The organism is Methyloglobulus morosus KoM1, from assembly GCF_000496735.2.
In the GTDB taxonomy this organism is placed as follows: domain Bacteria; phylum Pseudomonadota; class Gammaproteobacteria; order Methylococcales; family Methylomonadaceae; genus Methyloglobulus; species Methyloglobulus morosus.
In genome coordinates this window covers 30,864-55,192 of record NZ_AYLO01000112.1, presented here as the reverse complement: position 1 = coordinate 55,192, position 24,329 = coordinate 30,864, and the positions used below count along the sequence as shown (strand labels likewise).

At 45.6% G+C, this 24,329-nt stretch carries 21 protein-coding genes; 17 read left to right on the top strand and 4 right to left on the bottom strand.

What is annotated here, in order from left to right; translation table 11 throughout:
- Positions 1–12: 12 nt before the first annotated feature.
- From tssL to tagH, 4 genes are read right to left on the bottom strand one after another with little or no spacing between them, the layout of a single operon-like run.
- On the bottom strand, positions 13–1,323 hold the full coding sequence (gene tssL, locus MGMO_RS14530) for a type VI secretion system protein TssL, long form (protein ID WP_023495816.1): 1,311 nt from the start codon (positions 1,321–1,323) through the stop codon (positions 13–15).
- A gap of 4 nt (positions 1,324–1,327) precedes the next feature.
- Positions 1,328–2,665, bottom strand: a complete 1,338-nt coding sequence (gene tssK / locus MGMO_RS14525) for a type VI secretion system baseplate subunit TssK (RefSeq protein WP_023495815.1) — start codon at positions 2,663–2,665, stop codon at positions 1,328–1,330.
- A 20-nt stretch (positions 2,666–2,685) separates the two neighbouring features.
- On the bottom strand, positions 2,686–3,195 hold the full coding sequence (gene tssJ / locus MGMO_RS14520; protein WP_023495814.1) for a type VI secretion system lipoprotein TssJ: 510 nt from the start codon (positions 3,193–3,195) through the stop codon (positions 2,686–2,688).
- Positions 3,196–3,198: 3 nt separating this feature from the next.
- Complete coding sequence (gene tagH, locus MGMO_RS14515; protein ID WP_023495813.1) at positions 3,199–4,602, bottom strand: type VI secretion system-associated FHA domain protein TagH; 1,404 nt, start codon at positions 4,600–4,602, stop codon at positions 3,199–3,201.
- 504 nt (positions 4,603–5,106) lie between these two features.
- Here tagH and tssA point away from each other — a divergent pair.
- From tssA to MGMO_RS20900, 17 genes are all read left to right on the top strand, one after another.
- Entirely contained in the window at positions 5,107–6,237 is a 1,131-nt protein-coding gene (gene tssA, locus MGMO_RS14510) for a type VI secretion system protein TssA (RefSeq protein ID WP_023495812.1), read from the top strand.
- Positions 6,238–6,306: 69 nt separating this feature from the next.
- On the top strand, positions 6,307–6,882 hold the full coding sequence (tssB, locus tag MGMO_RS14505; protein ID WP_023495811.1) for a type VI secretion system contractile sheath small subunit: 576 nt from the start codon (positions 6,307–6,309) through the stop codon (positions 6,880–6,882).
- Complete coding sequence (gene tssC, locus MGMO_RS14500; protein WP_023495810.1) at positions 6,882–8,384, top strand: type VI secretion system contractile sheath large subunit; 1,503 nt, start codon at positions 6,882–6,884, stop codon at positions 8,382–8,384. Before tssB ends, tssC begins: the two co-directional genes overlap by 1 nt.
- A 244-nt stretch (positions 8,385–8,628) precedes the next feature.
- Complete coding sequence (locus tag MGMO_RS14495; RefSeq protein WP_023495809.1) at positions 8,629–9,114, top strand: Hcp family type VI secretion system effector; 486 nt, start codon at positions 8,629–8,631, stop codon at positions 9,112–9,114.
- A gap of 85 nt (positions 9,115–9,199) precedes the next feature.
- On the top strand, positions 9,200–10,030 hold the full coding sequence (locus MGMO_RS14490; RefSeq protein WP_023495808.1) for a type VI secretion system accessory protein TagJ: 831 nt from the start codon (positions 9,200–9,202) through the stop codon (positions 10,028–10,030).
- Positions 10,023–10,670, top strand: coding sequence for a type VI secretion system baseplate subunit TssE (gene tssE, locus MGMO_RS14485; protein WP_023495807.1), 648 nt, complete (start codon positions 10,023–10,025; stop codon positions 10,668–10,670). The genes MGMO_RS14490 and tssE overlap by 8 nt, the downstream gene beginning before the upstream one ends.
- Positions 10,671–10,681: 11 nt before the next feature.
- On the top strand, positions 10,682–12,550 hold the full coding sequence (tssF, locus tag MGMO_RS14480) for a type VI secretion system baseplate subunit TssF (RefSeq protein WP_023495806.1): 1,869 nt from the start codon (positions 10,682–10,684) through the stop codon (positions 12,548–12,550).
- Positions 12,514–13,536 (top strand): type VI secretion system baseplate subunit TssG, encoded by a 1,023-nt coding sequence (gene tssG, locus MGMO_RS14475; protein WP_023495805.1) that lies wholly within the window; start codon positions 12,514–12,516, stop codon positions 13,534–13,536. The genes tssF and tssG overlap by 37 nt, the downstream gene beginning before the upstream one ends.
- A complete protein-coding gene (tssH, locus tag MGMO_RS14470; RefSeq protein WP_023495804.1) occupies positions 13,533–16,289 on the top strand; it encodes a type VI secretion system ATPase TssH in 2,757 nt (918 codons plus the stop codon). Before tssG ends, tssH begins: the two co-directional genes overlap by 4 nt.
- Before the next feature lie 86 nt (positions 16,290–16,375).
- On the top strand, positions 16,376–18,646 hold the full coding sequence (locus tag MGMO_RS14465) for a type VI secretion system Vgr family protein (protein ID WP_023495803.1): 2,271 nt from the start codon (positions 16,376–16,378) through the stop codon (positions 18,644–18,646).
- Between the two features lie 115 nt (positions 18,647–18,761).
- Positions 18,762–19,232: a DUF6484 domain-containing protein gene (locus tag MGMO_RS14460; RefSeq protein ID WP_023495802.1), complete on the top strand. Its 471-nt coding sequence runs from the start codon at positions 18,762–18,764 to the stop codon at positions 19,230–19,232.
- A 19-nt stretch (positions 19,233–19,251) separates the two neighbouring features.
- Positions 19,252–20,361 (top strand): DUF2169 family type VI secretion system accessory protein, encoded by a 1,110-nt coding sequence (locus MGMO_RS14455; protein WP_023495801.1) that lies wholly within the window; start codon positions 19,252–19,254, stop codon positions 20,359–20,361.
- 4 nt (positions 20,362–20,365) lie between these two features.
- Entirely contained in the window at positions 20,366–20,800 is a 435-nt protein-coding gene (locus MGMO_RS14450; RefSeq protein WP_023495800.1) for an endonuclease domain-containing protein, read from the top strand.
- Positions 20,801–21,025: 225 nt separating this feature from the next.
- Positions 21,026–22,066, top strand: a complete 1,041-nt coding sequence (locus MGMO_RS14445) for a 3-oxoacyl-ACP synthase (protein ID WP_036308246.1) — start codon at positions 21,026–21,028, stop codon at positions 22,064–22,066.
- A gap of 2 nt (positions 22,067–22,068) precedes the next feature.
- A complete protein-coding gene (locus MGMO_RS14440) occupies positions 22,069–23,079 on the top strand; it encodes a PAAR-like domain-containing protein (RefSeq protein ID WP_023495798.1) in 1,011 nt (336 codons plus the stop codon).
- Between the two features lie 12 nt (positions 23,080–23,091).
- Positions 23,092–24,033, top strand: a complete 942-nt coding sequence (locus MGMO_RS14435) for a hypothetical protein (RefSeq protein ID WP_023495797.1) — start codon at positions 23,092–23,094, stop codon at positions 24,031–24,033.
- The gene (locus tag MGMO_RS20900) at positions 24,023–24,154 is read left to right on the top strand and encodes a hypothetical protein (protein WP_268768313.1); all 132 of its coding nucleotides are present in this window, start codon (positions 24,023–24,025) and stop codon (positions 24,152–24,154) included. The genes MGMO_RS14435 and MGMO_RS20900 overlap by 11 nt, the downstream gene beginning before the upstream one ends.
- Positions 24,155–24,329: the final 175 nt, after the last annotated feature.

The following is a 24,329-nucleotide window of genomic DNA, read 5'->3' as shown; positions in this document are numbered from 1 at the left end:
GCGATACCTGCCTTATTTTAACAAGGTGATTTCAACACGTCGGTTCTTCGCTCGACCTTCTTTGGTCGTATTAGAATCAACAGGTTCTAGGTCGGATTTGCCTTCTATCAGGACTCTTCCGGGGTTGCTAAGGATCTCCTTGAGTACGGCTGAGACAGAAGTTGCCCTAGCTTTTGACAAATGCCAGTTAGAAGGGTAACGGGCGCTACGAATGGGTTGGTTGTCGGAGTGTCCAGTGACCATTACTTGTCCTGGTAATTGGTTCAACGATTCGGCTATCCGTTGTAACAAAGGAAATACTGCGGAATTGACAGTGGTACTGCCGGAGTCAAACAAATTGTCACCCTGGATCGTGACTGTACTGCGTTGTGTTAATTCCATAACTTTCAATTGTTTATTCTCTATTTCAGTGGCTAGAAGCTTGGACAAGGTAAGTTGCGGCTTGGGAATGGGTACGATTTTTACCGGTTCGGGTTCTACAACATCGATAGTCGGAGGCGTGATCGTCAATATTTCCTTGAACACGGGGTCTGAATTATTATTTAGTTGGAATAACAAGACAGTGAAAATGGTTGTCAAAAGACCGGCTGCCACCGCTCCGAAAACCCAAACAGGTACCATCTGCATTAAAGGGTTGCGCCGATCGATTACACCTTGCCAATGCGGCGACAACACGGGGTCGGCAATTCCCCGTTCTTTTTGCAATATCTGATATAGCCAGTCTTTGATGCTGGCTAATTTATTTTTTCCGCCTTCAATGAGCCGGTATTCGCCTTCAAATCCCAGTGCTAAGCAGACGTATATAAGCTCCAGCAAGTTTCTGTTTTTTGCCGGGTTTTGGGATAATGATTTCAATAAATGGAAAGAACGTTCCCCGCCCTTTGTCTCTTTGTGGAAGATACTTAATAAGCTATGGTCTGACCAGCCGCTCTCGTTACCCCAAGGGGTGTTTAAAACCGCTTCGTCCAAGACAGTGCAAAGCACATAACGTGCACTTGAAATAGTTTGCGGGTCTATGCCTTGTGTTTGGGCAGTGATTTGAAACTGTTCGATTTCCTTGATGATCCGGTTTTTCAAGCCCATAGGATCAGATTGTGAATAAGAAGAATTCAGTTTCGTCAGTAAGGCAAGCAGTCCAGATGCGGCTTTCTCCAGGGGATTTAGGCTGCCGAGTTTAGGGGCTGCCCCTGAGGGAACGGACTGCTGGCTGTTAGGATAAACGGCGGAAGGGATATCAGGGCGCTTGCCCCCCGGGTTAGGACGGATTATTGTCCTGTCGTCGGCTTGTGGCGTGAAAAATGGGTCGTCTTTATCATTGTTCATTTGATTAATCCCTAATTGCCCAGAGTTCCAACTCTAAACCTGGGTATTCGCCCGAAAAATGCATACCCAAAGAACCGCTTTTTTCAAGTTCTTGCCAAAGTGTGTGATTTTTGTCTAGGCTAAAATAAGTCATGCCTTTGTGGAAAGGTATTTGTCTAGGCGAAGTGGCGAGCCCGACCAATTGAATGCCAGGTATTTGGGACATGACATAATCACGAAGTTTTTCTCGGGTAGTAATGGTGGCTTGGCGAGGAAATTGGCTACGGATTCGATCGGCTGGCAGTTGGGCGTTTACACCCAAAACAAATTCGGCAGATTGCAGCAACTGCCGGTCATGAATAATTGCCGAGCGGATTTGATTGGGATGTTCTTCCAGGGGTATGGATATGGCCCTGGATTCGGATACCCAGCTTAATGATTCCCTAAGGGCAATGATGATTGGGTCAAAACTACTGAATAAATCTTCATGAATATACTGTGGAAAAGTTTTTGGCCGATGACTCGCCTGCGTTATGGTTGCCAGTTCACCCGCCATCTCCAGCAAGACGCTAAACAGGCGTTCAGGATGAAATTGCTGCATTAAAGAAAAATGGGTGAAAAGCGGTTCATAGCGATTGATTATCTGCAACAGCAAAAAATCGGTAATCTCAGCGACACCGCTCGTCCCCGGCGATCCCAGGCGTTTTGCAAGGGCATCTCCCCGCTGATTTAAAATTCCCTGTATTTCGTCGACATAGCTGCGTAGTTGTGTTGAAGCGCCCACGTGTAAGCAGGATGGGATAAATTGGCTGTCCAACACGACTTGCTTATCAGCTTTACGTTCTATTATCCTTGCGATTGGGATGTTAATGTAAGCATCCTGGTTCTGATGGGATAAACGGAATCTCGTCCAAAGCTCGCCGCTTTGCATAGTCGAACTGTCCTGTTCATATTGCGAATGAATATCCTTTACCTCAATTTCTCTCATCCGGTAGCGGATGAATTCGTCAGTTTTATCGTCCCAAGCCAGTTCTTTACCGAAACTGCCACGGGCAGGTAAGGATAAGTATAAGGTTTCATTTTTTGATTCAGCCGGGATATCCAGTGAAATTGGGGCGGGGTGGTTGTCCGGCATACTGAATGGCGTACCGTCAGGAAAAACACCTTGGCAGGCTGTTATTGAGAACTTTCCTAATGCAAGGAGTTGCTGGTCAATTTCGAGTTTAGTTACCCCCCAACTGTAACAGTGTAATCCAGCACAGCGAGATTCTATCCACGATTGAAAGTAGCGGTCCAACTGTTGGAAATGGGAGGGCCGGAGAAACATACCTTCGGTCCAAATAACTTTATTGTTCGATGACATAGGTGTCCTTCAACGTTCGTTTAGTTTGTTTGCTTTTTCTTAATACTCACGTTCAAGCTCTCCAATACGACGACTAGTTCAGATGTCTTGTTCGCTTCGATGGCTATGGAGTCCCGCCAAACTGACTGGTTGAAATTCCGGAATGAAGCCGTTACCGCCATATATTTGGTGTCTGGAGAGACTGTATGATTCAAGGTTTTAGTATCGCCAGGTTTAAAATGAAATTTTTCGGATGCTACAAGATCAGAACCTAGGGCCCCTTCATGGTCTTCAAATAACTTATAAAAATCGGCTTCTTCAAATTTGCCTATATTTTTAAGTTCATATAACCGCAGCACTATCGGAGAGGGGCGGCCATTAATATCAGGGTTCACTAAACTAGAAACTGAAATGCTGACATTCACTTTAGTTTCCGGTGGTGGTTTAGGTTCTTCTTTCTCGGGGTCTGAGCTGCAGCCACTGAGGAATAAGTGCATCAATAAAATAGCCAGTGTGAATTTGTACATAACAATCGGTAACTTAATGTCCATAAATTAATTTGAATGGTCTTTCTTCAGGTTATTTATGACTTGGTTATAGGTGTCTGCGAAAGCTTGACCAAATAAATGATAAAAATTATCTTTGGTCTCTTGTTCAAGTGTTTCGTAAAGATCTTCAAACTGTTTCCATAATTTTGCCTGCTTATGAATGGGGATGTTGGCGGATATGGGGCTTTGTTTTTGCAGGCGTTCTTCTAGTATTTTTGGGTCAAAGCGTTTCAATATGGCAAACAACGCTGATTTCATACCGGCAATGACCGAGTATTGATGGGTCCGAATATCATCAAACGCTTCATTCATCGCTTTTTCGGGAGTCAAATAAGCCTTGTCTTCGGGTGCTAATAGTTTAGCCAAGGCTTCGTCGGTACTAACAGAAAACTTGATCGGATTGTTCTCTTTAGGCCTAATCAAGGTCACATCCAAATGCATTTCATTTTTAATCCGCGCCCTTCCGTCCAGGACATCCCGAGTTCCTTGAACGGATGCCCTAAGCATAGCGCCAATAGTGTAAAAAGTCTGTGGCGTAATAGCATCAGCAAATTTACTGTGGTCGAGTTTTGCGCCGTTAAGGAAGTTTTGGATTAATTCGTTATGATAATCCGTTGAGGGAGAAATGATTGGCGGTTCTGGAATGGTTACAGGAGGCGGTTGGATGGGTTCATCGATGGGTGGAAATTCCTTGTTAATGACAACGCTTTCATGATTGTCTTTTTTTTCGGTAAACCAGTCTTCTGGAAAAATGTCAGTTGGATTTGAGATGGGCGGTGACCCAACGGGGAACTCGGCTGTTTTTTTTAGGGGGGGCTGAAACGCCTCTTTATAAACAGGGAGGTGATCAAACGCGGTGTTGTCATGTTGGTTTTCCGTGCTTAAATTCGATGGTTCAATATTAAGGCCAGGAATCCCAAACGGGTCTTCGGGCAAGTCTATTTTTCCTTTCCAGGTAGACGGAATCAGTTCATTGCTATTGATCATATCTTGGATGGGATCAGAATCGAACTCGGCAAAGGGATCGACAAAACTTTCAACCTGTTGGGTTGGCAGGGGGTCACTGGGAAAATGTGTGGGGTAACTGTCCTCCGCCAACAACTTCACGTAAAGGCTGTAGTCACCAATAGTGAATTGATCCCCATCTTTAAGCTTTAGCTTATTACCCCTGCCTAACGACCTTGGTGACTGATTGACAAAGACGCCGTTGGCGCTAATATCGGTAATAAAGTAATCGGGTGGCTTATATTCAATTAGGGCATGATGGTTGGATATAAATTTTTTGGGGTCAAACAAAACTAAGGTATTGTCTTCGTGTCGCCCTATCGACGCGCTCTCTTGATTGAGCGTAATTCGAGAGGAACGTTCCAGATTTGCGTTCGACGATATGACGCTTAACAAAAGTTTCATATAAACAAGCATCCACCTTTTTGATTATGGCAATTAGTGACCCTGGAAATAAATCCTTTACAACTCCCTCGTTACCCTATTGATGTTTCAATTTTTTAGTAGCCTTATTTATTCACAAAAAAAAGGGTTTATCTGTGAATTTTTTAACAGCCATTGATGCAATTATTTTGCAAAATCGCTAAAAATTATTTTTTTGAATTCCTTCAAATTCACTATAGCTTATATCCGAAGTCTAAATCAAGCGACGAATGTCAGCCCTTTTTTAGGGCTATAAGACTTAGCCTCCAGTAAAACTTAGGCCGCTCAGGAAAAAAGAACACGTGTGTGAAAAATTCACTTTTAGGGGAGATAGTTTAGTGTTAGCATCATTCTGCGTTCTAGACTGAAAATGAAAAATAACCTAAGAGTTTTGTTTTTATTGATTTCAGGATAAGCCTTAAAAAAATAAGCAAAACCATTGGATGATTAGTGCTTAATATTTATTAGCGGAATATAAGGTGAGAAATGGGTAATTTTAAATTAGATCATTTACTTATTGAGATTAGCCCTGATTCTCCTTGTGGAGAAAATCTGGAGGAGGATTTTGTTTTTGCCCAGTTGGAAAATGAGGCAAAAACTATACCCGAGCGTCAAATGGGCGATGTCATTATTCCAGAAAAGTCACCTAACTGGAGAAAAGTCTGTGAGACAGCCTTAACATTATTGGAACGTAGCCGGGATATACAAGTTGCCATGTATTTGACTTGCGGGCTTATACAAACGGAAGGTTTTACTGGCTTGGACAATGGCTTAACGCTTATAAATGGACTGCTAAATGCCTATTGGGATGATGTGTACCCACAAACGGATTCCGATGATGATTATCCCGTGTTGCGGATGAATACGTTGGCCACTCTGAATGATGACAAAAAAATTATCGAACCCCTCCTAAATCTCCCGCTCACAAAATCGAAACTCGGTGAATTTTCCTGGAATCAAATTGAATCCGCAAAGAGTAAGTTTGAAGCGTTAAGCCATATGTCGCAAGAAAGCTACGCGGAATCTTTGAAAAAGAGCAATGACAAAGATGCCCCCAGGACATTGGAAGAAGCAAAAATAAAGGCGACTACCTATTTGGACACTGTTGAGGCGGCATTTAATGAAACAGGCCTTAATGACCTGAAAGACCGGAGCGCCACAATTAAACATGCGTTCGAACAGGCAAATGCAATTCTGACCATTTCATCCGATAAGGCTGGTGCGAGTAACGCGCCAGATATTTCCCGTTTGATAAATTTATTTAAGGGCATTCAAAAACTATTGGATGAAAAAATTAAACTTAAAGAAGCAATGGCGCTTGATCAGGGTGTTTCCGATTCAGAAAATTTAGATGAACTGGCGTCGTCCGGCGGTTCAACTAAAACGGGAGTTAAGGCGGTTAAAGGTAATGGAATACAGTCACGCGAAGAAGTTATTTTCGCAATTGATGGTATTTGTATATATTTCGAAAAATACGAACCATCCAGCCCTGTTCCTTTTCTTTTGCAACGGGCAAAAAAGCTTCTTTCCATGAATTTTATGGAGATATTAAAGGATCTTACGCCTGACGCTGTCAGTCAGGCGGAGAATATTTGTGGCGTAAAAAAAACTGAATAAATCAAGGTAAAAAATTCTAAAAAATTTTAACGAGTTATTTCCGTAACCTAATTGAGCAGAGGTAAAAAAATGGCACAAGCGAGCAGTCAAAAATTTATAGCCCGTAACCGCGCCCCCAGAGTGCAAATTGAGTATGACGTTGAACTTTATGGGGCCGAGAAAAAAATTCAGTTACCCTTTGTGATGGGGGTGATGGCGGATTTATCGGGAAAGCCGGCAGATCCATTGGCACCGGTTGCCGACCGAGACTTCTTGGAAATTGATGTTGACAATTTCAATGACCGGTTAAAAGCCATGAAACCCAGGGTGGCTTTCCAGGTACCCAATGTCCTCACTGGAGAAGGCAATTTAAGCATTGATATCACATTTGAAAGTATGGATGATTTTTCTCCCGGTGCAGTTGCAAGTAAGGTTGATGGCCTTAATCAATTACTGAAGTCCCGTACCCAATTATCGAACTTACTGACTTATATGGATGGCAAGGGTGGTGCAGAAGAACTGATTGCGAAGGCTTTAAAAGATTCTGCATTATTGCAGTCGTTGGCGGCGGCCCCTAAACCCGTGGTCGAATCCGTTGAACCCGCCACCGCCGCAGACAAAACCGATGAAACCGGAGAGCCCGGTAAAACAGAGGAGGACAAATAATGGCCGATACCGCAACTCAGGCAGCCAGTTCAGAAGCTGCTACACAAGCAATGGAAGCCGGCGATTCATTCGCTGCCTTACTACAAAAAGAATTTAAACCGAAATCTGAACGAGCCAAGGAAGCCGTAGAAGATGCCGTTAAAACCCTGGCCGAACAGGCGTTAGCGAAAACCAACCTGATTTCTGAAGATGCCGTCAAGTCGATTGAAGCCATCATCGCAGAAATTGACAAACGCTTAAGCGACCAAGTGAACAAGATTATGCACCATCTTGACTTCCAGAAACTGGAAGGTAGTTGGCGCGGCATGCACCACCTTATAAACAATACCGAAACGGACGAAATGCTGAAAATCAAAGTATTCAATGTTTCCAAAAACGATATGTATAAAACGTTGACGAAATTCAAGGGAACTGCGTGGGATCAAAGTCCTATTTTTAAAAAGATTTATGAACATGAATACGGGCAATTTGGCGGTGAACCTTTCGGTTGTTTGGTGGGTGATTACGAGTTCGACCATAGTCCGACCGATGTCGGTTTTCTGGAAGAAATGAAACAGATTTGTGCGGCCGCCCATGTCCCGTTTATTGCAGCCGCAGCGCCATCCCTTTTGAATATGGGCTCCTGGCAGGAGCTGGCTAATCCCCGTGACCTGACCAAGATTTTTCAAACTCCCGATTACGCCTCCTGGCGTTCATTGCGCGAATCGGAAGATTCGCGTTACATCGGGTTGACGATGCCGCGTGTTTTATCTCGGTTGCCTTATGGGTCAAAAACTATTCCGATTGAAGAATTTGCCTTCGAAGAAGATGTCGAACATGCCGACCATCACAAATATACATGGTCTAATTCGGCCTATGCAATGGGGGTAAATATTAATCGGGCATTCAAATTGTATGGCTGGTGTTCACGTATCCGAGGCATAGAATCCGGCGGGTCGGTGGAAGGTTTGCCAACGCACACATTCCCAACCGATGATGGTGGCGTGGATATGAAATGCCCAACCGAAATTGCGATTAGCGACCGGCGCGAGGCAGAACTTGCTAAAAATGGCTTTATGCCGTTGTTGCATAAAAAGAACTCGGATTTTGCCGCTTTTATTGGAGCGCAATCCCTTCAAAAACCTTTCGAATACGACGACCCTGATGCGACAGCCAATGCCAATCTTTCCGCACGACTGCCTTATCTATTTGCCGTTTGCCGTTTTGCGCATTATTTGAAATGTATCGTTCGAGACAAAATCGGCTCTTTCAAAGAACGCGATGATATGGAGAAATGGCTAAACAAATGGATTAGTAACTATGTCGAGTCAAATCCGGCTACTGCTTCCGAAGAGGACAAGGCGAGAAAACCATTGGCAGCGGCAGAAGTCGTGGTTGAAGAAGTTAAAGGGAACCCTGGGTATTACACATCGAAATTCTTTTTACGGCCGCATTATCAGCTTGAAGGATTGACCGTGTCATTACGCTTGGTTTCAAAGCTACCTTCACAAAAGGGAGCGTGAGGGTATTGCTAATTGGAGGCTTCAAAAGTGCGTTAAAGATTGTGTGGAAGTTAACTTCAGGTATTTCAGTAGGTTAGTTCAATTGATCGACAGGGTTTTGATTGGTGGAAACTTAACTATACTTCCGTCCTTTGTTATATCTTTTCTGGAGATTCGGAGTATTAGGGATACCTAAGATGAGCTTACCCACGAAGCAGTTAGGCTGTGTTTATGTTTTAATTCAACAATATAGGGGTAATTAGTAATGGCCACAAATACGTATTTGCAAATAGAGCCCGTCAAAGGTGAATCCACCGATAAAGGGCACGAAGATTGGATCGAAGTTCAAAGTTACAGTCATGGTTTATCGCAACCTTCATCGGGTCCGAGCGGAACTGGCGGCCGTGCATCGGCGCGTGCAGATTTTCAACCCCTAACGATAATGAAGCTAGTCGATAAAGCCAGCCCTGATTTGAATCTTTTTTGCGCAACAGGGAAACATATAGCAAAACTTAAGCTTGAAGCTTGGCAGGATACGGGCGAAAAATTCTGTTTTTGGAAATACGAGATGGAAAACGCCATGATTTCAAACATATCCATTTCGGGCGGTGGGTCAGATAGACCTATGGAATCGGTCAGTTTTGTCTATGATAAAATCAGCTGGACCTATACCCCGGCCAAAGATGACGGTAGTAAGGGTACTGACGTGGGGCCGAAAAGTTTTGATTTGAAAACCAATCAAGGAACCTAAAATAGAGCTTTAGGAAAGACAAGTCCGAGGCAGATTGAGGTGGTTATCTGCCTCATTGGTTAAGCGAATATGACCGGTATCCCAAATGACAGCAGAAGAGTTTGTTAAGCAAGGCGATTTAAATGCCGCCTTACTGCAGCTACAAAACCAAGTGAAGTCACAGCCTGCTAAGGCCGAATTGCGGGTTTTTCTGTTTCAACTTTTATCGGTTTTGGGTCAATGGGATCGCGCATTGACCCAATTGAATGTTGCTGGCGAATTGGATGCGGCTACGCTGGCGATGGTTGCCATGTATCGGCAAGTGATTGCTTGTGAGCGTTTCAGGGAAGAAGTTTTTCTTGGCAATAAGGAACCTGTGGTCTTTGGAAAGCCGGAAGAATGGATCGCCTTGTTACTGCAGGCACTAAAATTGACTGCCCAAGGGCAATTCCATAAATCACAAGAATTGCGTGACTGCGCCTTCGAACAGGCCCCCATCGTTTCCGGAAGCATTGACGGGATAAGGTTCGAGTGGTTTGCCGACAGCGATTCCCGCTTAGGCCCTATCGTAGAAGCCATGGTTGATGGCCGCTATTTATGGGTGCCGTTGCAACGTATTGCCAATATCAGCATTGAAAAACCCGTCGATCTTAGGGATGTCGTATGGTTGCCAGCACATTTCACCTGGGTTAATGGTGGGGAAAGTTACGGGATAATCCCTGCTCGCTATCCATCGTCCTATAACGCTGATGATCCTCTGCTTGCCTTATCCAGGAAAACCGTTTGGGAGGATTGTGGCGATAATCTTTTTTTAGGCCTGGGCCAAAAAATAGTGACCACAGAATCATCGGATTACCCTTTGTTGGATGTGCGTACAATTTGTTTTGACAATATAGCGGAAACAACAGGAACGGCATCGGGGCTGTTAAGTGGCTAAGGCGTTGCCGACAGGGCGATTTTTACCATCACTGCTGGATCGTCTAACGGATGACGACCCAATCAATACTTCTGTCCGTAACCAAAAAGAAAAAATTTCCGGCATCGAGCGGTCATTGGCCCAGTTACTGCGTGGAAAAGCGGAAGGCGAGACTGAAGAGGTCAAGAAGCGGCACTCAGAGTTGCAACAGCAACTGGATGAGTTGCGGGCGCAACTAAAAATTTTAACGGCTTCGGTAAGTTCGGTGCAGGAGATACGGGCATGTGTCAAACGGGATTTAGATTGGTTGCTCAACGCCAGCCAATATTCGCCGCAGGGCGACTTAGATGGTTTTCCAGATGTTGCGAGCTCTGTTTTAAATTTTGGAATACCTGACCTGACCGGAAAAACGGTGACGGGTTTTGATCCGGCTTATATAGAGCGCTTACTGAAACAAGTGATCATTAACTACGAACCGCGGATCATAAAGCGTACTTTGTCGGTGCATGTGATAGCGGACAAGACCATGTTTGACCATAATGCCTTGGCCTTTGATATTGAAGGCGAATTGTGGGCGGAACCGCAACCGCTGCACTTGCATCTACGAACAGAGTTTGAGTTGGAAGACGGTAGCGTCTCAGTCTTCGATTATCGGCCATAGGAAAATCGGGCATGAATCTCCAGATGATCGAGTACTATCAGAAGGAACTGCAATTCATTCGCGAAATGGGTATGGAGTTTTCCAAACAGCATCCAAAAATAGCCGCCGGACTCGACTTAGGCCGTACGGAATGCGCCGATCCCTACGTAGAGCGCCTATTAGAAGGGTTTGCTTTTTTGACCGCACGTATCCAATTAAAAATGGATGCAGAATTCCCCCGGTTTACGCAACATTTGTTAGAAATGGTTTACCCTCACTACTTGGCGCCATTGCCTTCGATGACGATAGTGCGATTCACGCCTGATTTGAAAGGTGGCGTTACTGAAACCGGATTTGTCTTGCCTAAAGATACCCGCTTGCTGAGCGCCACTGAAATTAAAGGCCGTACAAAATGTGAGTTTCGGACAGCACATGAACTCAATTTGTGGCCCTTGCAATTGACCGATGCCGCTTATTTGCCCTTAGGCCCGGCTCTTCGGTATTGCGATTCCAAGACAACGGGCGTTAAGTCGGCGATCAGGCTAAAGCTGGAAACCGTTCTCGATATGCCGATTAACCAGTTGCTGATCGAAAAGCTGCCCATCTACTTGTATGGCATTGGTGCTTTACCTTCACAACTGTATGAATTAATCATTGGGCACTGTGTTTCAGTTGTGGTCCAGCCTGCCGTTCAAGAACCTCCATGGCGTGAGAAAATTAATAACCCCTTACAATCTTTAGGATTCGCGCAGGAAGAGGCTTTGCTTCCTTATTTAGCGCCGTCTTTCAATGGTTACCGATTATTGCAGGAATATTTTGCCTTACCAGAACGATTCTTGTTTTTCGAGTTGTTAAATTTACAACCTGCCCTAAAACGTTGTAACGGGACGGCGGTAGAAATTGTTATTTTGTTGGATATTGGGAAACCGGAACTGGAAGACCTGGTTAACAAAAGTAATTTTGTGCTTTATTGTACCCCAGCGATCAACCTTTTCCCGAAACGGGCAGACCGCGTTCATTTGAATAATCGCAGTACAGAACATCAGGTGATTGTAGACAGGGCCGCACAAAGTGATTTCGAAATCCATACAGTCACTGAAGTGGCCGGTTATGGTTCCGGCGCAACGATGGAACAAGTGTTTCTTCCTTTCTATACCAATCGGCAAGAAACTAATCCAGCCGAAAAAGTTGCGTATTACACCGCCCGTCGAGAACCCAGCCTTACTGGAATTAGTATTGCAGGAAAACTAAAAGCCCCTTACCAAGGCAGTGAAGTTTTGATTTCATTGGTGGACAGCAGTGCAACGCCTTTTCGCAGCGACCTGAAACAACTGGGTGTCAATACATTATGCACCAATCGCGATTTGCCAATGTTGTTGTTACTGGGTAATGGCGAGAGTGATTTTACCTTGGAAATCAGTGCGCCAGTCGATTCGGTGCGTTGTCTTATGAAACCGACCAACCCTGTCCCTTCTCATGCAGAAGGCCAGCATGCGTGGCGTTTACTGAGCCACTTGTCACTGAATTATCTTAGTTTGATTGATCATGATGAAAGCCAGGGTGCAGACGGGATACGCGATTTGTTGAGGCTCTACGCCGACTACGCAGAACCTGTATTCACGAAGCAAGTAGACGGTTTGCTTAATGTTGAAAGTCGGCCAGTGGTCTTACGTGTGCCAGTTTCTGGGCCAATGTGTTTTGGTCGTGGTTTGGAAATAACGATGACCTTTGAAGAATCGGCGTATTCTGGTATTGGGTGCTTTCTTTTGGCTGCCGTCCTGGAAAGGTTTATCAGTAAATATGTTTCAATAAACAGTTATACCCAAGTTGTGGTTAAGACGAGGGAACGTGGAGAGATAATGCGATGGCCGGTACGCACGGGAACCAGGACGCTGATTTAGGCTTGACTGCTAGGTTATCAAAAGAGCCTTATTCATTTGGGTTCTTTGCCGCATTGCGTGAGTTGGAATGCCTTTACAAAACAAAACCCCGTATTGGTTATTCATCACGCCCCGCTGATGACCCGATTCGTTTTGGGCAGGCACCCAGTCTCCAGTTTGCGCCGTCAACGCTCTCATCCTTTAAAAATACGGCAGGCACACAACAATTAAAAGTGTTGTTTTTTGGTGTATTCGGCCCTAATGGGCCTTTGCCGCTACACCTAACCGAATATACCCTCAACCGGATGCGCGACTCGAAGGATTCGACATTGGCAGATTTCGCCGATATGTTCCACCATCGGTTGCTTTGCCTATTTTATCGGGCTTGGGCGGATAAGGAGCCGACAGTTCATTTCGACAGGCCAGAAAAGGATCGTTTTTCCGATTATGTCGGATCATTGCTGGGTATTGGGGTACCCTCTTTACAAAACCGGGACAACATACCCGATTATACAAAATTACATTTCGCTGCCCATTTGGGTTGTCATACTAAACACAGTGAAGGCTTGGTATCTATATTAAGGGATTATTTTAGGGTGCCGGTTAAAATTCAGGAATTTATCGGGGAATGGCTGGCAATACCTAAAAACAGTTACTGTTACCTCGACAAAGACCATACGACAGGCCAACTGGGTGTTTCGGCAGTCCTTGGTGTCAATTCCTGGCAATGCCAACATAAATTCCGCATTGAGATAGGGCCGTTGAATTTACACGATTACGAAGATTTTCTGCCCACGGGGAAAAGGTTAAAAAATGTCCTTTCTTTGGTCAATAACTACATGGGTTTCGAATTGAATTGGGATTTGAATCTTATGCTAAATAAAAAAGAAGTGCCCACGACTCAGCTCGGAAAATATGGCCAGCTTGGCTGGACAAGTTGGCTTCAAGCGAACGAAAGGGTATCCGATGCAAACGATTTGTATCTCGTTAGGGAGAAAATAGCATGACTGCAATCAGCCGGACGGCCCTATTCGGTAAGCTCAATAACCTGGCTTACAAAGGCATCGACAGCGCCACCGTTTTTTGTAAAATGCGAGGCAATCCCTATGTAGAGCTAATCCATTGGTTACATCAAATCTTACAGTTACAAGATTCCGATTTGCATCGAATCATCAAACGGTTCGAGATTAACCCTTCCCACCTTGCCCGAGATTTCATCGAATCCTTAGACCGGCTACCGGCAGGCTCGTCGTCTATTTCCGATCTGTCTTCCCATGTCCAAGAATCGGTAGAACAAGGCTGGTTGTATGCCAGCCTGATGTATAGCAGCAATCAAGTGCGTACGGGTCATTTAATCGTTGGGATTGTAAAAACTCCTGACTTACGCAACGCCTTAAACGCCATATCTGAGCAATTCAAAAGAATTAATGTCGATACTTTGTTAGATGAGTTTTCCGCTATCGTCACAGGCTCACCAGAAGAAGCCATGAAAGCGCAAGACGGTAGCAAGCTCGCAGGCGCAGCGTCCCCAGGCGAATATTCAGGGGCGATGCCATCCGCATCATTGGGTAAACAGGCCGCCTTAAAGCAGTTTTCGGTCGATTTGACTGAACTTGCCCGTAACGGCGAATTGGATCCCATTGTCGGTCGGGACGAAGAAATCAGGCAAGTCGTCGATATTCTGATGCGAAGACGGCAGAACAACCCGATCCTGGTTGGCGAAGCAGGCGTTGGCAAAACCGCCATAGCGGAAGGATTTGCCCTGAGAATTGCGGCAAAAGAAGTGCCGCCTCCGTTATTGGAAGTCAGTATCCGCACCTTGGACTTGGGGTTGTTGCAAGCGGGTGCCAGCATGAAAGGTGAGTTTGAAAATCGTTTAAAACAAGTGATTGAAGAAGTCCAGGCATCCGAAAAACCAATCATATTATTTATCGATGAAGCCCATACCCTGATAGGGGCAGGAGGAGCGGCAGGCACAGGCGATGCGGCCAACTTACTCAAACCCGCCCTGGCAAGAGGGACATTAAGGACCGTTGCCGCCACAACTTGGGCCGAATACAAAAAGCATTTCGAGAAAGATCCGGCGCTAACACGACGCTTTCAGATTGTTAAAGTTGATGAACCTACGGAAGAAAAAGCCTTGTTGATGATGCGTGGTGTCGCATCAGTAATGGAAAAGCATCACAAAATCCTTTTATTGGATGAAGCGTTGGAAGGGTCGGTAAAGCTTTCCCATCGTTATATTCCGGATCGGCAATTGCCGGATAAATCGGTCAGTGTATTGGATACTGCCTGTGCTCGAGTGGCTATCAGCCAAAACGCAGTCCCGGCAGAAGTCGATGATTGCCGCAGACGAATTGAAGCCCTTAATGTCGAATCAGGCATTATCGATAGGGAAACCGCCGTTGGTGTAGTAACAGCAGAGCGCAAAAAAATTGTCCTAGCAAAACTGGCAGAAGAGCAGCAACGTTTAACCGAACTGGAACGGCGTTGGCAGGACGAAAAAACTTTAGTAGGACAAATCCTAGAGTTAAGGGCAAAACTGCGCGGTGTCGTCAATAAAGTGGAAGGCACCCAAAGCGCACTGGAACAGGTTGCAGACAGCATCAGCGCAGATCAAGTGGTGCATAATGTTGAAACTATCGAAACCGAAAACCTGGACGAAAGCAAACGTGCTGAATTACTGGAACAACTTAAAGGGCTACAAAATCAGCTGACTCAGATTCAGGGTGAACGCCCGTTAATTTTTCCGACTGTCGATAGCCAAGCGATTGCTTCGGTGATTGCGGACTGGACAGGTATTCCGGTCGGACGTATGGTCAAAAATGAAATTGAAGCCATACTCAAATTGGGCGAAACCTTAAACCAAAGGGTAATAGGCCAACGCCATGCCCTGGATATGATTGCCCGGCGCGTCCAGACCTCACGGGCAAGTTTGGATAACCCAGGCAAACCCATAGGTGTTTTTATGTTGTGCGGGTCTTCCGGTGTCGGCAAAACCGAAACGGGCCTTGCCTTGGCTGAAGCGCTTTATGGCGGGGAAGAAAATATCATCACCATCAACATGAGCGAATATCAAGAAGCCCATGCCGTCTCCACCCTCAAAGGTTCGCCGCCGGGTTATGTCGGTTATGGTGAAGGCGGCATCCTGACTGAAGCGGTGCGTCGTAGGCCTTACAGTGTGATCCTACTGGATGAAGTGGAAAAAGCGCATCCCGATGTCCACGAAATATTCTTTCAGGTGTTTGATAAAGGATGGATGGAAGATGCGGAAGGGCGTTATATAGACTTCAAAAACACGATTATCCTCCTGACCTCCAACGCAGGCACAGATTTAATCATGAACCTGTGCAAAGACCCTGAATTGATGCCAGAACCTGAAGGTATCGCTAAAGCCTTACGTGAGCCATTGCTTAAAATTTTTCCTGCGGCATTACTAGGGCGACTAGTGACAATACCTTATTACCCGTTAAGCGATGAGATGTTAAAGGCCATCATCAAACTGCAATTAGGGCGTATCGAAAAAAGGATCAACGCCAATCATGGCATACCCTTCTCGTATGATGAGGGAGTGATTCAACTCATTGGCAATCGATGTTCCGAACTTGAAAGCGGCGCCAGAGTGGTGGATGCAATTTTAACCAATACCCTATTGCCCAAGATTAGCCAGGAATTTTTGACAAAAATGATGTCTGGAGAAACAATTTCAAAAATAAATGTTTCAGTGCAAGATGAAGAATTTATTTATCAATTTGAATAGTAAGGCCACAGGTGTTTTAATTCTAACTGCTGTTATATGATTGTGGAATGCACAGTCCTTAGTAATGACAAGATCAGGCTAACTTTATGGCGGTAACACAGAAAAATCGTGAAATAGCAATTAGTACTCCACTTGGGGAAGATGCGCTATTTGTTCGCGATATGACCATGTCCGAAGAATTGGGTCGTCTGTTTGTCATCGATTTAGAATTGCTGAGTACTGAAAATATCAAATTTGAAGAACTGTTAGGCCAGAAAGTGACTATTCGGCTCAATATGGCTGGAGAAAAAAAACGTTTCTTTAACGGTCATGTCAGTAGCATTGCCCAAGCCGTCGATGAAGGGCGTTACACGCGATACTTTGCGACCGTTCATCCCTGGTTATGGTTGTTGACACGCACTTCCGATTGCCGGATCTTTCAAAATAAAACCGTCCCTGAAATCATTAAAGAAGTGTTCAAAGATTTTGGTGATGCGGTATTTGAGGACAATACCAGTGCAACTTACCGAAAATGGGATTATTGCGTCCAATACCGCGAAACCGACTTTAATTTTATAAGCCGTTTGATGGAACAGGAAGGGATTTATTACTACTATAAGCACGAAGATGGAAAGCATACGCTGCTATTAGTTGATGACCCACATATCCATAAAAGCATACCTGATTATGAAGAGATCAATTATTACCCGCCGGATAAAACCGCGTTGCGGAACGAAGATTGTATAAACGGTTGGCACCTCAAAAAACAACTGCAACCCTGTGCGTATGCGCTGAATGAATACGACTTTATCAAACCAGGTGCCGACCTAAAGGCCGATTCGAAAGTTTCAAAAGAACATATAGAAGCGGAACATGAAATATACGATTACCCAGGCACATACGTAGAAGGCGGTGATGGTCGCACTTATGCCCGAACCCGTATCCAGGAATTACATGCCAAATACGAACAAGCACAGGGGCAAAGTATCGCCAGGGGTCTCATAACTGGAGGACTTTTCAAACTCGCAGGCTATCCACGGGACGATCAAAACCGTGAGTATTTGGTGGTTTCCGTCAACCATAGGATTCGTTGCGATAGCTTCGAAGCCAGTGGCGACAGTGGGACGACTTACTCAAATCATTTTACCGCCATCGAAAGCAAGACACAGTTTCGGACAGCACGTATTACACCTAAACCCATCGTCCAAGGCCCACAAACTGCTGTCGTCGTCGGCCCATCGGGTGAAGAAATCTATACGGATGAACATGGCAGGGTTAAGCTGCAATTTTTCTGGGATCGTTACGGCAAAAAGAATGAAAACTCATCTTGCTGGGTTCGGGTCTCCCAGCTTTGGGCGGGAAAAACCTGGGGCGGCATACACATCCCTCGTATGGGGCAAGAAGTCATCGTCGAGTTCCTTGAAGGCGACCCAGACCGACCTATTGTTACCGGAGCCGTTTACAACGGCGACCAAACCCCGCCTTATGCCTTACCCGCCAATAAAACCCAAAGCGGTATCAAAAGCCGCAGCACCCTAGGCGGCAGTGGGGCAAATTTCAACGAAATCCGGTTTGAGGACAAAAAAGGCTCAGAACAGGTTTACATCCATGCCGAAAAGAATCAGGACAATATTGTCGAAAATGACGAAACTACAGAAGTCGGTCATGACCGCACCGAACATGTCGGGCATGATGAAAAAATTACAATCGACAATAACCGTACCGAAAAAGTGGGGGTCAATGAAACTATAGGCATCGGCAACAATCGCACAGAGACGGTCGGTGTTAATGAAAGCATCACCATCGGATCAAATAGAACCAAATCGGTTGGTGCCAGTGAAACTTGCTCAGTCGCTTTACAACGCACTCACACGGTAGGCATCAATGAGACCATCGGTGTCGGTGCGGCACAGGAAATCGGCATTGGGGCATTCCAGGCTGTTGCTATTGGTGCCTATCAAACCGTCAATGTGGGTGCGTACCAAAGCATTAACGTGGGCGCAAACCAGAGTACGGATGTGGGTGCAAACCAGTCCACCAATGTCGGAGCCAATCAATCGTTGACAGTCGGTGGAAATCAAAGCGAAGCAGTTTCAGGCAATGCCTCCAAGACTGTCACTGGCAATGATTCATTGGGTGTGGACGGCAACCGTAGTGCGGATGTAAAAGGCGATGACACCCTTAAAGTGGGAAAAAACCTAGTGATTGATGCAGGGGATTCGGTGACGATCAAAACGGGAAGCGCCAGCATTACCATGAAGAAAGATGGCACAATACATATTAAAGGTAAGGATATTACAGTAGAAGGCTCAGGCAAAATACACGCGGAAGCTTCGAATAATATCTCGATGAAAGGGCAGAAAATTTTACAAAATTGATAACAAATACGTAGGGTGGGTTAGCCGCGCAGCATGCTGCCATTTTTATTGGCCATTCATGTAGCTGGGTGCGGCGTAACCTACCATTGAAGCTTGAATTGATGGAGAAAGGCAGATGACGACAAAACAACGACAAAAACCTGCGGAGGCCATTGAACAAAAAATCGACGGCGTGGTGATTGGCCTTTTTTTAAGCATCAATGATGACGGTGAACCGCTGGTTGCTTTTCCAGGGAACCCTCTTGAAACCGCCATCCCGGCACGGAGTACGACAAGCTTAACTAAAGGGGATGTCGGCAGGGAAATCGCCCTGTTATTTGAAGGCGGCAATCCGCTCCAGCCATTAATCATTGGCAAAATTCACCATGCGGATTCGGCAAAACTACCGCAAGACACCGAACAAAACTCAGCTGAACTCGACGGCGAACACATTGTGCTGTCGGCAAAACAAACCATCACTCTCAAGTGCGGTAAAGCCAGCATTACCTTAACCAAAGCCGGGAAAATCATCCTACGTGGTGCCTATTTACTTAGCCGTTCGTCGGGTGTAAACCGGATTAAGGGCGGTTCGGTACAGATTAACTAACAACGGGAATAACCAGCTTATGGATCTTATCAATTCCACTGGTATGTTAGCGGGTTACACCATGGGGATGAAACCTGATGGTCGTGAGCTGTTGGTGGTAGCCATCAAGGGAACATTCACCATCCCTAAACCCGACGAAAAACCGCAACTGGCAGAAGAACAAATCCCCTTGATAATGGCGGATACCTTTACCGGAGAACCCGGATTTTCAGCGCCACTCTATGAAGTCGATTACGCACCCATCAGACATCGTTGTGATGTGCTGTTAAACGGCAGCGCCTATGCTCCGCAAGGCCGCCCAACGCGAATGGTGCAGGTAGGAATAAAGTTGGGGACTTTTATCAAGACCTTTAACGTGGTTGGCGATCGTTACTGGAAAGCAGGGCTTACGATTGCACCAAGCCAACCGGAAGAATTTACCGTCATGCCGATCAGTTACGACAATGCCTTCGGCGGTCTGGATAATTTTCATGACGATAAAAATAAGCATAGCGCCTATATGCTTAATCCGGTTGGTAAAGGCTATCATCAATTACTGGACAGCTATCTGGTCGATGGTACGCCCATACCCAATACCGAAGAAATAAACCGACCTATCCAAATTCCGAACGATGATTGCAAACCCATGGCTTTTGGCCCCGTTGGCCGAGGCTGGTCGCAACGTCTGCCCTATGGCGGCACTTACGATCAGGACTGGATAGACAACACCTTCCCTTTTTTACCCGCAGATTTTAACGAAGCGTATTATCAGGCCGCGCCGGAAGACCAGCAAATCCCCTACCCCAAAGGCGGTGAAGAAGTCGTGCTGGTTAACCTGTCGCCCGAAGGCCGTATTGCCTTTAGCTTGCCGACTATTGATGTTCCTGTGGTATTTTTTCGAAAAAAAGGCGAACGTCATGAAACCCAGGCCGTACTTGACACCATTGTATTAGAACCGGATAAAGGGGTATTTTGCCTGACGTGGCGTGCCAGTATTCCGCTGAAGAAAAATATGTTTGAAATACCTCAAGTGCTGGCAGGCAAAATGTCCCGTGGTTGGTGGCGAGCGCGGGAGCTGGGCAAAACTTACTATCCGTCCCTGGCGCATCTGGCTAAGGCGAATAAGACAGAAACAGAAGAGGATGTTTAGTTAAGTGCTTAACCAATCATATCCAGATAAAAAAGCCCTCTCCAAAGGGAGAGGGTTGGGTGAGGGGAATTTAAAACAAAAAAATGCAATGCCATTAACCGACAAAGCCAGGACATTAAGAAAAAACCAAACAGATGTCGAACTATTACTATGGCAACAACTACGCAATCGGCAGTTATGTGGTTATAAATTTCGTAGACAGTTCCCCATTGCCCCATATATTGCTGACTTTGCTTGTCTTGAATTAAAACTGATTATCGAATTGGATGGAGGGCAACATGCCGATCAAATTAGCTATGACAATCAACGCAGATTGTTTCTTGAACAACGAGGATTTAAAGTCATCCGTTTTTGGAATAATGATGTCATTGAGAATACCGCAGGCGTACTAGAGGCCATTCGTTTGTTTATTTTGGATATTATGGAGAGAGCTAAGTGACTCTTAAATTTTCCCCTCACCCAACCCTCTCCCTTTGGAGAGGGCTATTTCTATGTTCAACTAAAACGAGTGAACACTCCTTCGTCCTGTGGAAAAGGTTAATACTGAACTCAGCTAAAATCAGAAATCACTCCTTCTCCCTCGAGGGAGAAGGTCGGGATGAGGGGGATATAAAAAAATCAGCAAAGCAACTCCAACTTCTACCAGATATAGCTAGATAACCTAATGAGTAGCTTCCACCTAGCAATCACCGGAACAGGCATGGTCACAGGAGTCGGCCTAAACGCCCCGGCCTCCTGTGCCGCCATCCGCTGCGCCCTGGATAATTTTCAGGAAACCCGCTTTATGGATAGCGGCGGTGAATGGATCATGGGCTGCGAAGTGCCGCTGGAACAACCCTGGCGCGGCAAGATCAAACTGATCAAAATGGCCGCCGCCGCCATTAACGAATGTCTGGCGAATAATCAGCAGATTGTTCCAAAGGACACACCCTTATTCCTGTGCTTGTCGGAACACGAACGCAAAGGCCGTGTGATTGATGACGACAACCAGTTCTTTCTTGATATGCAAACTGAACTGGGCGTGGAATTTCACGAAAAATCCCGGGTGATTGCCAGAGGCCATGTGGCGGTGGCGGTGGCATTAAAACATGCACGGGAACTGCTTCAGGAACGCAAGGTTAAACAGGTGCTGATAGCTGCCACCGATAGCCTGCTGGTGGCACCGACCTTAGCCCATTATGAAGAGAATGAGCGGCTGTTAACCAGCCAGAATTCCAATGGTTTTATTCCCGGCGAGGCGGGGGCGGCTTTAGTAGTTGAAGCAGTTCACGCCAGGCCGGAACCTCAGTTGATCTGTCGTGGCTTAGGCTTTGGGGTGGAAAAGGCGTATGTGGATTCGGAAGAGCCGTTACGGGCGGATGGCTTGACGGCGGCGATTAAGGAGTCGTTGGGGGATGCGGGGTGTGGGGAAAGCATCCTGCAATTTAAAATAACCGACATATCGGGAGAGCAATATCATTTTAAAGAATCGAGTTTGGCATTTAGCCGTTTAAACCGAAGTAATAACAGGCAAGAGTTTGATATATGGCATCCGGCTGATTGCATCGGCGAAGTGGGTGCTGTAATCGGCGCGGTAATGCTTGCTGTTTTAAAGTCCGCTTGTGAAAAAGACTATAGCAAGGGTGCCCATATACTAGCGCATTTTGGTAATGATGATGGTAAGCGTTCTTCCATGATTTTTGCTTGGCAAACGGTGGGAGGTTAGTAATGGCAAATGAAGTGTATGCCAACGGAATGGAAATCGCCTGTAAAGCAGGTGCCGGTAAAACAATCTGTGCGATGCCGGATGTTGTTTTTACGCCTCCAGAAAATCCTGCAACGCCGCCAGGTGTCCCAGTTCCCTATCCTAATACCGGCTTTGCTTCGGATACCACAGAGGGCAGCAAAACGGTGAAAATATCCGGCGAAGAAATCATGTTGAAAAACAAGTCTTGCTTCAAAAAATCAACGGGCGATGAAGCGGGCGCTGCGGCGAAAAAAGGGGTTATTTCAAGCAAGAATACAGGTAAGGTATATTTTATAAAATGGTCGATGGATGTTAAATTTGAAGGAGAAAATGTCGATAGGCATTTGGACATGACCACTAATAATCATGGTAGCCCGGCTAATGAAGCTGTGCCTTGGCCGTTTACGGACGCTATTGCTATGGCTAAAGATGACCACCCATGTAAAGAGATGGCTGAAGCTATAGTAGCGAATTGTACAGGCGATATGGACTGGAGCAAAAAATGTTGCAATGCCAGAAAATGCTTTTTAATGCCAAAATCGCCCAATAGGTGCTGCAATGGGTCTGATGGTAACCAGATGACTGGACATCACTTGCTGCCATCAAAGGAATTTGTAGCTCACGAGAGTCGTGGGTCAGCTGATCCTGCCACCAACTATGTTTCAAATAAAGCCCCAACTATCTGCCTCGAAGGGCATGACCATAACAAGAAAAAAGAGCACGGTAAGGTGGGCTGTAATTATACTGTAGAAAAAAATAAATGGGTCAAGAATCCACTTAATAAAAACAAAAAATATAGTCTCAAAAACGGATGTGGCGTTGCCGCTCAGTCTGCAATAGGGAAAGTCAAAGTTCCAGCAGGTTCAAAGGGATGTGACAAAGCTTGCTTGGCAAAGCAGTTAGAGGAGGGACATAGTAAAATGGGGTTAACGGTTAAGGCTCATGATTCGCTACCTCAACCAGTAGCACGATCAAAAGGGCGAGCAATTTAGTGAGGTTATTCAATGAATGCTATAACAAATATTTTTATGCCAGACGATTACATTCAAGAAGCAGTTAGTCCAATGTCGGGTGTCTTAATAATGACATGTACTGTTGGGGATAATTATGATGATCCTATTAATCGCATTTTGGAACTTAGAAACGGCTCATGGATGGAATTTGGTCTTGCCGGAGAAGTATTTCTATCCATTGATGCCAAGAAGGATGGAAAAGCATATGTATTGGGAGAGGGTGGTACGGTCTTTAGATTTAATTGGCTGGCGGAAACACAAGAGGAGCTCAAGGCCTCTAGAGTCCTTATTGAAAACAGCATTGTTGAGGAAATAGGACCACTCCGACAGATTCGCGTAGTTGGCGAAGATGTGATATGTGGTGGATCAGTTGGGCAAATGTATCGGCTTAACGGCGACCAATTTAAGGCTTTACCTCAACTTAATATCGGCGGTGTGGAGCCCACTATTGAGGGCATAAGCGGCAATAGCTCTAGTGACTTTATTGTTGTTACCTCGGATGGACTTGGAGCTTGGTTTAATGGTTCTAACTGGCATAATCTTGATCTTCCAACCAATGTAAACTTAACTAGCGTTTGTTTGCTTTATGATGGTCGATATGCGATTGCCGGATATGATGGAACTATTCTATTAGGTAATCGGGAGCACTGGTCAATCATAGAACCTATTAATGAAGAACGGAGCTATTGGGGTATTGCTACTCGTGATGGAGTCGTATATGTCTCTCATTCGGGCGGTATTGATATGCTTCGTGATAATAAACTCACTTCCTTAGATATTCCAAAATCAAACAAGCACGAATTTACTGGGTTGACAAGTGGGATCGATGGTATTTGGTCATGTTCTGGACAGACAATTGGAATTATCACAGCCGATGAATGGCGTACAATTATTTCAAATCCCTTACACGACCGTACGGCGGATGACCCGTAAACCCCGTAAGGTGGATTCGCGCTATGGCCGTACGGCGGGTAAATTGTATGGCCGTATGGCGGGTGAATTGTACGCCTGTACATCGGCTACCCGTACGGCCGTACGTCGGATGAACCCGTAAACCCGTAACGTCCGTACGGTGGATAAATTGTAACGGTCGTACGGCTGGTAAATTGTAGGGTGGATTCGCGTAAGCAATCCACCAACAAACGAAGTTACTGAGGTGGATTATTGCCTAACCGTTCGGGGTTGTTTGGCAGGGCGGTTTACTGGCGCGAAACCGCCCTACGCATGAA